Origin of the sequence: Pseudidiomarina insulisalsae, assembly GCF_003987065.1 — a bacterium.
In the GTDB taxonomy this organism is placed as follows: domain Bacteria; phylum Pseudomonadota; class Gammaproteobacteria; order Enterobacterales; family Alteromonadaceae; genus Pseudidiomarina; species Pseudidiomarina insulisalsae.
In genome coordinates this window covers 1-14,669 of record NZ_PIPY01000015.1, presented here as the reverse complement: position 1 = coordinate 14,669, position 14,669 = coordinate 1, and the positions used below count along the sequence as shown (strand labels likewise).

Sequence of the window (14,669 nt, the reverse complement as noted above, 5' to 3'; positions counted from 1 at the left end):
CTCAGCTTAGGGGATCACCCCTATTTTTTGCCCGCTCACACCATGTCAGTCTGAGAGCGCCAAAATCATCACGATAGGAATGAGACAATGAAAACTACAGTGAAATTATCTGCGGTGAGTCTGGGACTGCTACTTACCTTTGGTGCTTCCAGCTCGTTCGCGAAAACCTTTGATCCTGATTTGCAATCGATCATTAACCAAGCCAGCGCGGATACGCTGCACCAAGTGATCATCACCTTTGACCAGGATGAAGCCCCCTCGGACGGTCAATTGCAGGCATTGGAAGACCTTGGTGTCAGTGGTGTGGCGATGCAACGCTTACCCATGGTCGGCGCGCTTGCCACAGCACAGCAAATTGAACGCATTTACCAGCGGGTAGATGTTCGTTCCGTCTGGCATAACGACCCGCTGGTACTCGAAAATGGCGACGCGACAGCCATCACCGGTGTCAAAAGCCTACGCGACGATACCTCACTGCGCTCCAATGGTATCCCTTATTCAGGCCGCGGTATTGGCGTTGTCGTCAATGACTCGGGCGTTGACGGCACCCATGGCGACCTGATGTACCCGCAACACGTGGTGCAAAATGTTCTCGCCCAGGTCAATTTGAATAGCTTTTCAGGCATTGCGCCAATTACCTATCAGGAAAACGTGGCCAATACCGATATCGCTGGTGGGCATGGTACACATGTTGCGGGAACCATCGGCGGTACCGGCGCGATGAGCAATGGTGAACACAACGGCGTTGCGCCCGGAGCCTCAATTATTGGCTACGGTTCCGGAGCAGGACTGTTCATTCTCGACACCATTGGCGGGTTTGATTATGCCCTGCATAACCAGTTCACTTACAACATCCGGGTGATCTCAAACTCATTTGGAAATACCGGTGATGTCGGCACCGACTTTAATCCCGATGATCCCACCAACGTCGCAACCAAAGCTCTTGCTGATAATGGCATCATCACTGTTTTTTCCGCCGGTAATTCGGGTCCGGGTGAATCGACCATTACCGGTAACTTTAAAAAAGCGCCTTGGGTGATTACTGTTGCAGCGGGTGATAAACAGGGTAATTTAGCCGATTTCAGTTCACGCGGCGTGAACGGCAAAACGGGAACCGCTGTCGTTGATGGCGAGACTTATACCTGGGAGGACCGCCCAACCATTACGGCGCCAGGCGTGGACATTATTTCAGTACGAGCTTCACTGTCGAGCACCGGTACTCTCAGTGCGACGCAGGATTCGGAGAACCTCCCTCCCGAGCAACTTGCCTACTATACCTTTTCCAGTGGCACATCAATGGCAGCGCCTCACGTTTCAGGCATCGTAGCGCTGATGCTGGAGGCGAATCCGAACCTGCAATGGCAACAGGTCAAACAAATCATCCAAGAGACCGCCACCGTGATGCCAGGACGCGACGCATGGGAAGCTGGAGCGGGCTACGTGAATGCGCATGCCGCGGTCAGGGCCGCACTGGGTAACTCTGAGTTATTTGGTGATACGGTAAAACTAAATCGTGAGTTTAACGCCAACGCGCTGCTTACCGATGGTGAAAGCATTACCCGCACCGTGGAATACTTCCCGGTAGGCGAAACTGCAAGTGAGACTTTTACCGTACCTGCTTCAGCAACACTGGTTCTCGCTAGCGCGCAAATTGAAACCGGTACTGCATTTGTCCTTGAGGATCCAAACGGTAACCGCTACGGCTCAGGTATTGGCTTGCCTGTATTAGGTTCCTCGGTGGGCGTCAGCGCGCCAGCCGTGCCGGGTACCTGGAAAGTTTATGCGCGTGGAATTGGCTCCGTGAGTGGACTGTCATTAGACCCGCTAGGCGTGACCAACGGTATTGGCATTCCTGCGCCGACTGACGTCTCGATTCGGTTTGTTGAATCAGCGGGTATCGATGGCATCGACGATACTCAAGGCCACCCAGCACGTGTGTTTATCGAACTGGCGATCAACGAACGATTAATGGATGCCCGCGCAACAGGCTTTGCACCTGACGCGTCATTAGAGCGCATTGAGCTTGCCGATGCGCTAACCTTAAGTGGCCTGACCCGTCAGTCGCGAAGCGGAAACAGCATTAGGTTCTTTGACACGGATGCAAACACAGCTGCGTTCGCAAATGCCGTTACCAGTCGTAATGCCCCCTTACGAAGTGGCGCTGCAAATACCGCTGCGCTGATGCCTCCGCTCACTTCATCGCATTTTGGTAGCGACGCTTCGGTGTCCCGCACGGATGTTGCGTACGCGCTTGTGCAAGCGCTTGGGTTAGAAGAGCTTGCAAATAGTTTTGACCCCAATGAGCCTATCGTCGTGATCCGGTTAGACCAGGTGCTGGAGCTTGAAGATAGTTTCGAAATTCCTGCGAATAAACGTGGATACGTGCAATTAGCGCTGAATATGGGGCTTGCACAGGTGGAGCTCAGCGTCGAACAGGGCACGTTTGATCTTACGCCTACCCTGACAGCCCGGTTTAATGGTGATGCGAGTGTGACCAGGGCTGAACTGGCCCGTGACCTTGCTCAGTTACTGCCGCGCATTTCACAGTAATCCAGTTTTGCTGACGTGCGCCACCATTCATTTGGCGGCGCTTTTTATGAGCTTTTTCCGGTTAACGCAGACAAAGTAAATTCGACCATTTCGGTGAAGCCATTTTGCCGCGCTTCACTTGGGAGTTGCTCACCGGTTAACAAATGATCCGACACGGTAAGCATCGTGAGCGCCTGCACCTGATAACTCGCTGCAATACCGTACAGAGCAGCGGCCTCCATTTCAACGGCAAGAACCCCCATACGCTGCAGCCGCTCAACCTGATCGTGCGGACTATCGTAAAAACTGTCGGTTGAGAATACCTGACCCACGGCGAGAGCTTTTCGCCGTTGATCGGCAAAATTAAGCACGCTTTGCACCAGACGTGGACTTGCGCAGGCGGCAAAATCAAAACCACCGAAACGCACCTTGTTCATGTTGGAATCCGTGCTGGCACTATTGGCCACCAGCACGTCATTGAGCTTTAACTCTTTTTGCACAGCGCCACAACTGCCGACTCGTACCAAGCGTTGCACACCATAATAACGCACCAGTTCAGTCGCGTAGATAGCGCATGAGGGCATGCCCATTCCGCTTCCCATCACCGATATACGCTGGCCCTGAAAATACCCCGTGTAACCCAACATATTGCGCACTGCGGTGACACATTCGACGTCAGTCAAAAAGGTTTCTGCGATGTATTTTGCGCGCAACGGGTCACCTGGTAACAAACAGGTTGCCGCAAATTGCCCTTCGCTGGCACTGATGTGAGGCGTTGCCACTTCGTCGTTCCTTGCTCAGAATTTTTGGGGAAGCATAGAAGTACCATAATCCATGTCGTCGAGTTCGAGCAGCTCAGCAATACTTTGACCTATATCAGCAAAGGTTTCTCGTTTGCCTAAATTATGGGCAGGCAGGTTTTTACCGTACATCAGCACCGGTACGAACTCCCGGGTATGATCGGTACCCGGCCAGGTGGGGTCACAACCATGATCGGCGGTGAGAATCAGCACATCATCTTGCGCCAGCGACGCCATGACCTCGGGTAATAAGCGATCAAAGGTTTCCAGCGCGCGGGCGTAGCCGGCGACATCACGACGGTGGCCATACAAGGTGTCAAAATCGACCAGATTGGTAAAAATAAGACTACGCGGTGGCGCCTCACGCATGGCTTCAATCGTTTTTGCCGTAAGCGCTTCTAAACCATCGGCTTTGTAGCTATGGGTAATGCCCTGTTGGGCAAAGATATCAGCAATTTTGCCAATACTTATTACTGTACCGCCAGCCTCCTGCAGCTTATCGAGAACGGTCTTTGCTGGCGGTGGCGATGCGTAATCTTTGCGGTTCGCAGTGCGGGTAAAACCACGCTCAGCATCGCCAATAAAGGGCCGGGCGATGACCCGGCCAATGTTATAATCATCCACCAGCTGACGCGCGATCTCACAAACCTGATAAAGACGCTCAAGGCCAAAGGTTTCCTCATGACAAGCTATCTGGAAGACAGAGTCTGCCGAAGTGTAGAAAATCGGCTTACCGGTACGGCAATGCTCTTCGCCTAGTCGCTGAATAATCTCTGTACCTGAAGCATGACAGTTGCCAAGATAGCCGGGTAAATCAGCGCGGCGTACCAATTCTTCCAATAACTCCGAGGGGAATGACTGTTCCTTATCCAAGAAGTAGCCCCAGTCAAACAGCACTGGTACCCCAGCCATTTCCCAGTGACCTGAGGGCGTGTCCTTGCCAGACGAAAGCTCCTGGGCCCAGCCATAACGACCAATACATGGCTCGACCTGCTCGATTCCTTGTGGGTACCTGCCGGTCGCACCACGACTCGCTTCTGCGAGCCCTAAGGCAACCAGGTTCGGAATTTGCAAAGGTCCATTGCGCTGCTCGTTCGCCTGCCCGCTGGCACATAATTCAGCAATGTGACCGAAGGTGTCGGCACCTTCATCACCAAATCTGGCGGCGTCGTCGGCGGCGCCTATGCCAAATGAGTCCAGGACCAATACAATTGCCCGCGCCATTGCTTCTCCTTAGTTAGCTTTCTCGTGCTTTGCCAACACGGCGATATACAGCAGTCGGCACCTCAGGGTTACTTGTTGTCAACGTATAAGCCTGCTGCACCGTTGCCGCCGCAGCTTGCCAACTGCTTTCATCAGCAGCATAAACCATTGCCAGCGGGGTCTGTGCATCGACTTGCTGTCCGATACTCAAAATATGATCCAGCCCCACGCTATAATCAAGCGCGTCCTCACTACGACGGCGGCCACCGCCTAAGCTGACCACTGCCAGACCCAGCTCGCGGGTCGCAACTGACCCAACATACTGCCCTTGCTCCAATTGTTTCTCTGAGGCATAGACCGGGCGAGCCACGGCTGCCAGCGGCAGGTACGCGTCGACGTTGTCGAGTAAGTCGGCAGGGCCGTCGAGCGCGTGGACCATGGCCGAGAACTTCTCGGCTGCGGCGCCACTATCTAACGCTTGCTGCACTTGTTGCAGGGCTGCTTCATTTGATGTCGCCAAGCCTCCTAATTGCAACATTTCTGCCGCCAATGCAGAGGTGACCTGATGCAGTTGCGGGGTTCTCAGGTCACCACGTAAATAAGCAATGGCTTCACGCACTTCTACAGCGTTACCGGCCGACTGCGCCAGTACCTGATTCATATCAGTTATCAGCGCTGAAGTATTCAGCCCTGCTCCCTGCGCGACGCTAACCAAACTATCAGCCAGCTCCTGAGATCGCTCAAGGGTCGGCATAATAGCGCCATTACCGGTTTTGACATCCAATACCAGCCCGTCAAGGCCAGCGGCAAGTTTCTTGGAAAGAATTGAAGCGGTGATAAGCGGAACTGACTCGACCGTCGCTGTTACGTCACGCGTGGCGTAAAAGCGCTTATCTGCCGGCGCCAGGCTGCCGGTTTGGCCGATAATAGCAACGCCGACCTGCTTGACCACCTGACGAAACTGACTGTCGCTTGGAAACGTCTGGTAATTTGGTATAGCGTTCATTTTATCCAGCGTACCGCCGGTATGGCCAAGGCCACGCCCTGAGATCATTGGCACATAGCCGCCACAAGCGGCAATAATAGGCCCCAGCATCAGGCTCACGACATCGCCGACACCACCGGTCGAGTGCTTATCAAGCACCGGGCCATTAAGTTGCAGCGACTGCCAATCCAACACTTGTCCGGAATCGCGCATTGCCTCGGTCAGGTAGACGCGCTCCGCCATGCTCATGCCTTGAAAGAACACCGCCATAGCAAACGCAGAAATCTGACTTTCTGCAATGCCGCCGTCGGTCAAACCACGGATGAAAAAGTCAATTTCTGCGCGGGTTAATTCATTACCATCACGCTTACTGCGAATAATTTCCTGAGGTAAATACATTAATAGCTATTCCCTGCTGTTGTCGCGTCCTGTCCCGACAGGGTCGCGACCAGATTGCTTAACAAACCACTTGCGCCAAACCGAAAACGAGCCGGCGTTAAGAAGTCTGCTCCTAAAATATCTTCTGCCAGGTGCAGGTAGGTAGCGGCATCAGCAACATTTCGCACGCCACCAGCAGCTTTAAAACCACAATTCGTGCCACTCTCACGGATGGCTTCGAGCATCACTTGTGCGGCTTCCGGAGTCGCATTGGTTGCAACCTTGCCGGTTGAGGTTTTTATAAAGTCAGCTCCTGCAGTTATGGCCAACTCACTTGCCTGGCGAATGAGCTTGCGCTCTTGTAATACGCCGGTTTCCAGAATGACCTTTAACAACGCACCTTCACCGCACGCCTGTTTACAGGCGCTGATCAACTCTTGACCTAAGTCTGAGTCACCTTGCATAAAGGCCCGATAAGGAAACACCACGTCGACTTCGTCGGCGCCGGCAGCAACCGCGCGCTCGGTCTCAGCCACAGCGCGTTCGATATCAGGATAACCACCGGGGAAATTGGTCACAGTCGCAATTTTTAACTGTGGCAAGCCCAGACGCAGGCTCTCTTGCTTTGCCCATATCACGTACTCGGGAAAAACGCATAGCGCTGCCGGTGGGCCAAAGGCCGTAGCAGCACTTACACACAAGTTGCTGATGCTACGGGTTGAATCATCTTGGTTAAGCGAGGTTAAATCCATAAGTTGCAACGCCAAACGCGCTACAGCTTGATCATTTTGTCTCATAACGGCTTCCGATAGGCTTCTATGTCAAACTCAAAACCGTCCGGCAACAGTTCTTCTATTGACCATTGCCGTAGCTGTCGTTCACTGGTTGAAGAAATCATGGTTCCAGGCTGTAAAAATTCAGCCAGCACCTGGCGACAAGCCCCACAGGGGGCGCAGGCTTTCTCGGTGGCGGTGTAAATCGCTACAGCTGCAATGTCTGCGGGGTCATAACCCTGTGCCACGGCATTAAATACCGCAGTGCGCTCCGCGCAATTGGAAAGACCGTAGGATGCATTTTCAACATTACAGCCGGTCACCACCTCGCCACTACGCATCAATAAGGCTGCACCGACATGAAACTGACTATAAGGAGCATACGCCTTCTGACTTGCTTGCTTGGCATGCTCACGCAAAAATTCAATTTGACTGATTGATTTACTCATACTGTTACATTCTTGTTCACGGCCTGACAGCTTACTCTTTTTGGCAACGCGTTCCAAGCTTCCGCGGGAACCTTCCCTGCTATATCAAGTACACGGAAGCGTACAAAATTGCTGGACAATAAGACCCGCCTCGACTATATTTTAGCAAATTCTAAATTAGAAGCACGCAAAAGAGTTAGCTATGAGTCTTGAACGAGCATTAACAGCATTTGCTGGTATTATGATAATATTATCGGTCGCTTTAACCGTCTGGGTTCACCCCGGATTTATTTGGCTGACGGTTTTTATTGGAGTGAATCTGTTCCAGCAGTCGTTTACCGGTTTTTGCCCGGCAAGTATTGCCATGCGAAAGCTTTTTGGTCTAAAAACGGAACGGGAACTCGCTAAATCAGTATAGGAAACATCAATGAGTACGCCGACTATCGAAGAAATGCAACAAGAAGAGGCGCAAAATGCAGCCGTTTTTTTGCGTTCGATCGCGAACGAACACCGGTTGCAAATTCTCTGTCATCTTGCCGGCGGCGAGCAAAGCGTGGGCGCCCTGAACCAACATTTCCCACTAAGTCCGTCAGCGTTCTCTCAACACCTGGCGGTATTGCGCCAACAACGCCTGGTGAAGTTTCGTAAAGAAGCACAAACGATTTACTATTCGATTAATGATGAAGATACGCTGAAGTTCATGCAATTGCTAAAAACAAAATTTTGCCCTGACTTCTAAATTGGACTTCCGCTCGCAATCCGGCTCATTATTAAGGCATCCTCTCGTCCACTCTTTAACGGGTAATAGTCAGGACGCCGACCTACTTCATGGAAGCCCAAGCGCCGATAAAGATGAATTGCCGCAGTATTAGAAACCCGCACCTCAAGCCATACCGTCATATGTTCGGCTCGCGCTCCGGCAAGCAGATGCTCTAATAACTCGCGGCCGATGCCCTGTTGTTGCCAGTCAGGATGAACGGCAATGTTCATCAGGGTGAGTTCATCGCAAACCGCGTGTGTTATATAAAAACCAACCAGCCCGGCAGTGGAATCGAACCAGCCAAAGACCTGATAGCCCGGCTGAAAACATGACTGTAAATTGCTCTCCGTCCAGGGTTCAACCTGACTTGCGCGTTCAATCACATTTAATTCGGGGCAGAAGTCCTGCAGCAACTTAATCATGAGATGGAAAAATACGCTGCCACAGTGCTTTTTTTTCATCTGCGGCAGGAGGCGTTTGCGCCACTTCGATAATACGCTCAGCGGGCCATTCGCTTACCATCTTAGGTGACACTTCTGCCGGCCGCGTAGTCAGGCCAGTACATGCCCGTACCAGGTCGCTCAGCCAGCGTGGCAGTTCAACAGGTAAGGGATGCTCGCTGCAAAACAGCCACTGCTCGGCCTTATAACAAAATTGCCCGCTCAAATTTACCGAGGACAGCTTTGCAGGCGACGCTTGCGCCATTTCTACCGGGCGCCAAACAGATAAGTTCAATGCGGCCATGGCATCGCGTTGCGATTCATTCCAAAGGTTTTCGGGACTTGTATCAGTGGTCATGGAGGTTGCGGATAGTTGCAGCTGTTAAGGTAGCCACTAGCTTAGCTAATTTACCGTGCGCTGGGAAGTATGGCAGGGGTGGAGGGATTCGAACCCCCAACCGTCGGTTTTGGAGACCGCTGTTCTACCAATTGGAACTACACCCCTGCAAAGTAGAACCCGAATTATACTGGCCGCAAAGGGTCTGGCAAGTCTTTTATCTGCATTTACAGTTTACTTGCGGTTTTTTTCACCGATTTATCTCAGGCGCTTTGATATACTCATTGAGAATCATTGATTTGGCAACTAGGATAACTGTATGACACGCAGTTGCTGGCGAATATTCTTCTTTATTTTCTGTGTTTGCGGACTGAGCTTAGGAACGAGCTTCGCGCAAACGATAGAGCGCCGTGCGACCACTCTTCAAGTGGAGTACTCGGGCGTTGATGGCGAGCTGGCGAAAAATGTCGATAGCTACCTCGAGCTGCTTGATTACAATGGCAAGCCTACCCCTGCAAGTTTTCGTTTACGTTTTCTGGCACGACGCGGTGAAACGTCTATTAAAAATGCGCTTAAACCCTTCGGCTACTATCACAGTGAAGTCTCGCACGAGATTATTCATAGCGAAAATGTAACCCGGGTAAGTTATCAGATTAACCCGGGCCCACGCACTCAGATCGGTACCCTCAATATTACTATTCAGGGAAGTATGCAGGATGATCCTGTTTTTCAAAACCTGCGCAAGCAATTCCCGCTGGCTACGGGACAGCCCTTCATTCACGCGGATTATGAACGCACCAAAAACATGTTGCGTAATCTTGCTGCCGAGCGTGGTTATTATGACGCCCGATTTGAGCGCCAGAACGTCCGCGTCGAGTTAACTGAACAAGCGGCGCATATTGACCTTGTGTATGCCAGTGGCGAGCGTTATAAGTTTGGCGATGTCGAGATGTGCTGCAATCATTTGAGCGACGACTTTATTGCCCGTTACTTTCAGTTTTCACAGGGTCAGCCCTTTCACACCCGCGAGTTACTCGACTTACAGGTGGCGCTGGCAGGCAGTGATTATTTTGAAACCGTCGAGGTCGCGCCCATTTGGGATCAGGCAAGCAATGCGCAGGTCCCTGTTTCTGTGCGACTGACCCCGAATAAACGGGATTACTATCAGGTGGGTCCCGGCTACGGCACCGATACCGGCGCACGTCTTACTCTCGCCTTCGACCGCCGCTGGGTCAACGACCGCGGGCATCGTTTAAGCAGTGTGCTGCGCTTATCACAGGTGCAGAATACCGGCTTTGTCGACTACATTATTCCCGGCAAAGATCCGACTCGTGATCAGTACAGCATCACCGGCGAAATAATGGATAGAAGTTATGAGTCTATTGAGTCAACACTTTACCGGACCAGCGTACGCGACATCCGCCATTATGATGAGTGGCAGCGCACCTACGAACTCGCCTATCAGCGCGAAGACTTCCGCTTCGGTGCGGTGGATAAAACAACATCGAGTTTCCTAATCCCAAGCGCCGAATTCAGTCTGGTGCGCAGCGAAATGGATGCCGAGAACCGCAACCTGGTGGATAATGGTTTTCGCGTCAGCGCTAAGCTAAAGGGGGCCAGTGATACCGTACTCGCTGACACCAGCTTCATTGCTTTAACTTTAAGCGGCAAAGCTGTCTATACTCTGTCACCCCGTTGGCGGTTTCTTGCCCGTAGTGAGATTGGCGCGATGACCACCTCTGACTTTTCCCAAATTCCGCCGTCTTTACGCTTTTTTGCTGGCGGCGACCATAGTGTACGCGGCTATGCTTATCAACAGCTCGGGCCTGAGAATAGCGAAGGCGTCGTCACCGGTGGCCGCTATCTGGGCGTCCTGAGCGCCGAATTTGATTATCTGGTAGCACCGAAGTGGCGCGTGGCGTTATTCACTGATGTCGGTAACAGCGGTATGGAATGGTCCATGCCCTGGCGTCAAACCTTAGGTGCCGGCGTGCGTTGGCTCTCCCCCATAGGTCCCGTGCGGCTTGATGTGGCACAGGCCGTTGATGAACCGGGAAGACCATGGCGCATACACCTGACCATAGGGCCTGACTTATGAGATGGCTTAAATATCTGGCGGCAACAATTGTGACCTTATTTGTGGTGATACCGCTTGGTGCGTATTTGCTGCTTGCCACCACCAGTGGCTCAAAATGGTTGCTAACCACAGCGCTGAACTTTACTGCGATTAATGTTTCCTATGAAACGTTTGAGGGACGTCTACTCGACAATTTCACGTTACGCAATGTTCGTTACACCACTGATGAACAGTTAATTGATATCTCTCAGGTGAGTGTTCACTGGCACCCCATAGCCCTGCTTGACGGCGAGCTACAACTCGAGCGCCTCACCGTGCTGGAGACGCAACTGCAACAGCTTACCTCTGCGGCCAGCACGGACAGTGCGAATCCCGTTGAATTACCCGAACTGCGTCTGCCACTGAATCTTCGTATCAATCAGTTAACCCTGGCAGATGTCAGTTATCAGCCGGCAACAGGTGATATCAGCGAGTTACCATTCGAATTAGAGGCGCGCCTGGCGTGGCAGGAAAGTCAGCTTGATCTCCGCCGGCTCAGAGTCACATCACAGTTAAACGGAAGCCCACTTAGCTTTGACGGTAGTCTAAGCGTACAAACAGCTAACGCCTATCCGGTGGATCTTGACGGCGAGTATCAGGCTGAGTTGCCCCAGCCAGACATTGACTTGTCACCGATACAAGGCTCACTGACAGTTTCAGGCGCTATTGCTGAGCAGTTGCAAATACAGTCCGATTTTTCCGCCGCGAATACGCCGCAACAGTCGTTGACGCTACGCTTATCGCAACTGCTTATCACGCCTGTATGGTTGGCGAACGTGCAGCTAAACAAGCTGCCTTTACAGCCGTTTATCGGGCTTACTGATTCGGCTGCGCAGCTGCAACCTTTTTTTGGGGCAGATACCGCCGTATCCGGTCAGCTTGAAGTGAACGAAGTTCAAGTTGAACTGAACGAAGTACAAGTAAGCAAGCTTGGTGACAGCGAAGGCCGGTTGACACTAAATGGCAGTTGGCAGCATGAGGGCTTTACCCCGAATTATCAGCAAACCACATTTGATCTCACTATTGCCGTGCAGGCGTTTCCCTATTCGCTTAATGAGCAGCAATTTACCGTAGAGCAATTGGAGGCAAAAGTTGCGGGGTCGCTTAACGACTACAATTTCGATCTGACCAGCCAGGTCGCAGTGCCCCCGCTCGACAACAACCTGTTTCGACCCGATAGTCTTGAGCTTACTCTCGAAGGTGAAGGAACGTTGCAGTCGGCGCAACTGGAAACCTTACAGGTTGGTGGGGAAAGCCTGGATTTGAATGCCTCAGCAGACATCGTCTGGGCGCCGGAATTACAGATGCAAATTAATGTCAGCAACGCGAGAGCGAGGCTAAACGCCCCTGAGATCACTGATCCGATTCAACTTAGTGGCGCCTTTAAACTTACCGGTAACGCACTGAATTTTAATGAACTGCGTATCAGTTATGCCAGTACCGAGGTCGTTGTTGATGGCACCACAGCGGGAACCAGCTATATTGAGGGCGAGCTGGTATCGCAAGCACCAGCCGAGTTACCCTTCATGCCATCGGCAATGCAGGAAATTGAACAACTGAACCTCAACTTTGCCTTAAGTGCTAACGACCAGCTCTCAGCTTTTGCGCTTACGATTGCCGAGCTGAGCGTCGTGACGGAATCTTTTTCGACGATCACAGCCACCGAGCCCAGTGAGTTTAACTTTGAGCTTGGCAACGAAACGTGGCGACTATCCAATGAGGCGCTTTGTGTAGCTGACTCCGATCAACGTTTCGGCAGTATCTGCACTACAGTTGACGCCAACCCCCAAACACTTCAGTTGGGCCTGGACGGTGATGAGCTGTCATTATGGCTGTTGAATCGCCTGCGCGCCGAAGATGTTGCAGAACGGGTGGCAGGTGATGTCGATATTGACGCGGCACTCACCCTCGACACTGCCACCTTTAAGATCCGCTCGCTCGAGGCGACTATTGTCAGTGACAATACAGTATTTTTCGCACTTGATCAGGAAACCAGTACACGGCTGGAAAGATGGGAAATTACCGCTACCGGTGACGCCGAAGCCGTAACAGCGACACTTGATGCGCAATTAAGTGAAGACCAAGGCGCCGCCATGGGCGAACTGACCTTACGTGACCCCAATGACACGCAGGCGATTAACGGTGAGTTACTTTTCGCCCTCGATGATTTGGCAATGCTGGACTGGGTGCTACCAGGCATGCGTTACGAAGGAGGCAAAGCGACAGCGTCATTAAACTTGTCGGGGACATTGGCAGAGCCCTCGATTGGCGGTGATATGGAAGTCTTCGCAGAAACGGTCGGCTTTGCGCAAACGAATCTGGTGTCCAGCGATGTTCGGCTCGCATTGCTTGATAATCCCGAAACTGACGGCGAGCTGGAGATACAAGGCCAGGCGCGCTCCGGGGACACTGGCGCTATTTTCGTTGAAGGTGTCGCAATGCCCCTTGAACAAGAGGCCTATTTGTCGATTGAGGGGAGCAATTTCAGGGCATTGCAGATGCCCACAGCAACCGTCGATATCACGCCGGATCTGACAATCTATATTAATGAAAACCTGATTGATATTGCGGGGACTGTTGATGTTCCCTACGCACAAATCAGCGCGCCGGAATTTGATACGGCCGTATCGCGCTCACCTGATGTCATCGTAACCAGAAATGGGGAGCCGGTTGAGCCTAATGGCAATACGATGGGCAATCTCCAGGTACAAGCTGCCGTTCGCGTTAATCTGGGTGATCAAGTCAGCGTAAATGCCTATGGTTTCGAAGGACGCCTGACCGGCAGCTTAGAGCTGGTTGAGCAACCGCGGCGTCCGTTGACTGCGGTCGGTAGTATCAACGTGGCTGAGGGTAGCTATACATTATATGGGCAGGAGCTTGCGATCGATCGCGGTGCCTTTATTTATAACGGTGGTCAGGTGAGTAACCCGGGACTCAATTTACGGGTTCAGCGCTCGATCAACACAAGTGACGCGCTTTCGCAGGTGAGTGTCGGCGCGCAGGTTGGTGGTACGCTAACAGATCCCGATTTTCGCTTGTTCTCTACGCCAGCGATGCCTGATTCTGAAATTTTATCGTATCTGCTGCTTGGTCGTAGTATGCAATCGGCCGCGACCACAGGCACCGGCGATATCCAGCTAAAAGCCCTGCTTATGCTCGGTGCAAAAGGCACGGAGGCGTTAAGTGGATCAATACAGGATACTTTCGGGATTGACGAAGTTGGGGTCGACACCGACCCGACCACGAGAGAAACGTCATTTTATATCGGTAAGTATTTGTCGCCGAGGCTTTATATCAAGTATGGCATCGGCTTACTTGAGAGCACCAACACATTCATGATGCGGTATCAGCTCACCGAGCAAATCCTCATCAAAACAATGTCCAGCACCCGCTCTCAAAGCGGCGACATCTTCTACACCTTCGAAAGGTAGCCCGTAGTTTCTACTACGGGCCAAACCACTCACCACCGCAGCAGCCTATTACGAACAGCCAACAGCAAATAGCAATCAGCGCAGTCAGTCTTTTACAGGCATAAAAAAACCCCAGTCCATCTGGACTGGGGTTCTCTATTTGAAGCCTGGCGGTGTCCTACTCTCACATGGGGAGACCCCACACTACCATCGGCGCTGAAGCGTTTCACTACTGAGTTCGGAATGGGTCAGGTGGTTCCACTTCGCTATGGCCGCCAGGCAAAACTGGTCAACAATAAGGAATCTGATTGTATAGAGTACGTGCCACTCTGCTTGTTTCCCCGTAGTAGAACTACGGGCTACGTGTGTACGTAGCTAACATTTGGTAAAGGGTCGAACATGTGTTCGAGACAACCCTAAACACCTTCGGTGTTGTATGGTTAAGCCTCACGGGCAATTAGTACGGGTTAGCTCAACGCATTACTACGCTTCCACACCCCGCCTATCAAC

The 14,669-nt window shown here is 52.1% G+C and carries 12 protein-coding genes, 1 tRNA gene and 2 rRNA genes; 5 read left to right on the top strand and 10 right to left on the bottom strand.

The features are described from left to right. Positions 1 to 87 precede the first annotated feature (87 nt). Positions 88 to 2,550 (top strand): S8 family serine peptidase, encoded by a 2,463-nt coding sequence (locus CWI71_RS11740; RefSeq protein WP_126755463.1) that lies wholly within the window; start codon positions 88 to 90, stop codon positions 2,548 to 2,550. A gap of 44 nt (positions 2,551 to 2,594) precedes the next feature. Here CWI71_RS11740 and deoD read toward each other — a convergent pair whose 3' ends face one another. The 5 genes from deoD to CWI71_RS11715 are packed head-to-tail and all read right to left on the bottom strand — an operon-like array spanning position 2,595 to position 7,174. Then, the gene (gene deoD / locus CWI71_RS11735) at positions 2,595 to 3,311 is read right to left on the bottom strand and encodes a purine-nucleoside phosphorylase (protein WP_126755462.1); all 717 of its coding nucleotides are present in this window, start codon (positions 3,309 to 3,311) and stop codon (positions 2,595 to 2,597) included. Between the two features lie 15 nt (positions 3,312 to 3,326). Further along, a complete protein-coding gene (locus tag CWI71_RS11730; protein ID WP_126755461.1) occupies positions 3,327 to 4,553 on the bottom strand; it encodes a phosphopentomutase in 1,227 nt (408 codons plus the stop codon). Between the two features lie 13 nt (positions 4,554 to 4,566). Continuing rightward, a complete protein-coding gene (gene deoA, locus CWI71_RS11725; RefSeq protein ID WP_126755460.1) occupies positions 4,567 to 5,916 on the bottom strand; it encodes a thymidine phosphorylase in 1,350 nt (449 codons plus the stop codon). Further along, the gene (gene deoC / locus CWI71_RS11720; RefSeq protein ID WP_126755459.1) at positions 5,916 to 6,692 is read right to left on the bottom strand and encodes a deoxyribose-phosphate aldolase; all 777 of its coding nucleotides are present in this window, start codon (positions 6,690 to 6,692) and stop codon (positions 5,916 to 5,918) included. Before deoC ends, deoA begins: the two co-directional genes overlap by 1 nt. Continuing rightward, positions 6,689 to 7,174 (bottom strand): cytidine deaminase, encoded by a 486-nt coding sequence (locus CWI71_RS11715; RefSeq protein ID WP_275069894.1) that lies wholly within the window; start codon positions 7,172 to 7,174, stop codon positions 6,689 to 6,691. The genes deoC and CWI71_RS11715 overlap by 4 nt, the downstream gene beginning before the upstream one ends. 124 nt (positions 7,175 to 7,298) lie before the next feature. Here CWI71_RS11715 and CWI71_RS11710 point away from each other — a divergent pair, with 124 nt between their 5' ends. Both CWI71_RS11710 and CWI71_RS11705 read left to right on the top strand, forming a co-directional pair. Continuing rightward, on the top strand, positions 7,299 to 7,514 hold the full coding sequence (locus CWI71_RS11710) for a YgaP family membrane protein (protein WP_126755457.1): 216 nt from the start codon (positions 7,299 to 7,301) through the stop codon (positions 7,512 to 7,514). Between the two features lie 9 nt (positions 7,515 to 7,523). Beyond that, positions 7,524 to 7,835, top strand: a complete 312-nt coding sequence (locus tag CWI71_RS11705) for an ArsR/SmtB family transcription factor (RefSeq protein ID WP_126755456.1) — start codon at positions 7,524 to 7,526, stop codon at positions 7,833 to 7,835. On the opposite strand, the gene rimI is transcribed toward CWI71_RS11705, so the two are convergent. The 3 genes from rimI to CWI71_RS11690 all read right to left on the bottom strand — a co-directional run bounded on the left by rimI (position 7,832) and on the right by CWI71_RS11690 (position 8,801). Then, complete coding sequence (gene rimI, locus CWI71_RS11700) at positions 7,832 to 8,278, bottom strand: ribosomal protein S18-alanine N-acetyltransferase (protein WP_126755455.1); 447 nt, start codon at positions 8,276 to 8,278, stop codon at positions 7,832 to 7,834. The genes CWI71_RS11705 and rimI overlap by 4 nt on opposite strands. Then, complete coding sequence (locus CWI71_RS11695; RefSeq protein ID WP_126755454.1) at positions 8,271 to 8,654, bottom strand: hypothetical protein; 384 nt, start codon at positions 8,652 to 8,654, stop codon at positions 8,271 to 8,273. The genes rimI and CWI71_RS11695 overlap by 8 nt, the downstream gene beginning before the upstream one ends. Positions 8,655 to 8,724: 70 nt before the next feature. Next, a tRNA-Trp gene (locus CWI71_RS11690) sits at positions 8,725 to 8,801 on the bottom strand. Positions 8,802 to 8,952: 151 nt separating this feature from the next. Between CWI71_RS11690 and CWI71_RS11685 the strand changes: the two genes are divergently transcribed. Next, positions 8,953 to 10,731, top strand: coding sequence for an autotransporter assembly complex protein TamA (locus CWI71_RS11685; RefSeq protein ID WP_126755453.1), 1,779 nt, complete (start codon positions 8,953 to 8,955; stop codon positions 10,729 to 10,731). Next, on the top strand, positions 10,728 to 14,180 hold the full coding sequence (locus tag CWI71_RS11680) for a translocation/assembly module TamB domain-containing protein (protein ID WP_126755452.1): 3,453 nt from the start codon (positions 10,728 to 10,730) through the stop codon (positions 14,178 to 14,180). The genes CWI71_RS11685 and CWI71_RS11680 overlap by 4 nt, the downstream gene beginning before the upstream one ends. Before the next feature lie 144 nt (positions 14,181 to 14,324). On the opposite strand, the gene rrf is transcribed toward CWI71_RS11680, so the two are convergent. After that, positions 14,325 to 14,439 (bottom strand): 5S ribosomal RNA (gene rrf, locus CWI71_RS11675). A 156-nt stretch (positions 14,440 to 14,595) separates the two neighbouring features. After that, positions 14,596 to 14,669: ribosomal RNA gene (locus CWI71_RS11670) — 23S ribosomal RNA — on the bottom strand; the annotation flags it as partial.

What these genes read in the sequence shown, in the direction of transcription:
- CWI71_RS11680 (WP_126755452.1), top strand. Translation starts at nt 10,728, where the DNA reads ATGAGATGGCTTAAATATCTGGCGGCAACAATTGTGACCTTATTTGTG.
- CWI71_RS11705 (WP_126755456.1), top strand. Translation starts at nt 7,524, where the DNA reads ATGAGTACGCCGACTATCGAAGAAATGCAACAAGAAGAGGCGCAAAAT.
- CWI71_RS11695 (WP_126755454.1), bottom strand. Translation starts at nt 8,654, where the DNA reads ATGACCACTGATACAAGTCCCGAAAACCTTTGGAATGAATCGCAACGC.
- CWI71_RS11710 (WP_126755457.1), top strand. Translation starts at nt 7,299, where the DNA reads ATGAGTCTTGAACGAGCATTAACAGCATTTGCTGGTATTATGATAATA.
- deoC (WP_126755459.1), bottom strand. Translation starts at nt 6,692, where the DNA reads ATGAGACAAAATGATCAAGCTGTAGCGCGTTTGGCGTTGCAACTTATG.
- CWI71_RS11685 (WP_126755453.1), top strand. Translation starts at nt 8,953, where the DNA reads ATGACACGCAGTTGCTGGCGAATATTCTTCTTTATTTTCTGTGTTTGC.
- CWI71_RS11730 (WP_126755461.1), bottom strand. Translation starts at nt 4,553, where the DNA reads ATGGCGCGGGCAATTGTATTGGTCCTGGACTCATTTGGCATAGGCGCC.
- CWI71_RS11740 (WP_126755463.1), top strand. Translation starts at nt 88, where the DNA reads ATGAAAACTACAGTGAAATTATCTGCGGTGAGTCTGGGACTGCTACTT.
- rimI (WP_126755455.1), bottom strand. Translation starts at nt 8,278, where the DNA reads ATGATTAAGTTGCTGCAGGACTTCTGCCCCGAATTAAATGTGATTGAA.
- deoA (WP_126755460.1), bottom strand. Translation starts at nt 5,916, where the DNA reads ATGTATTTACCTCAGGAAATTATTCGCAGTAAGCGTGATGGTAATGAA.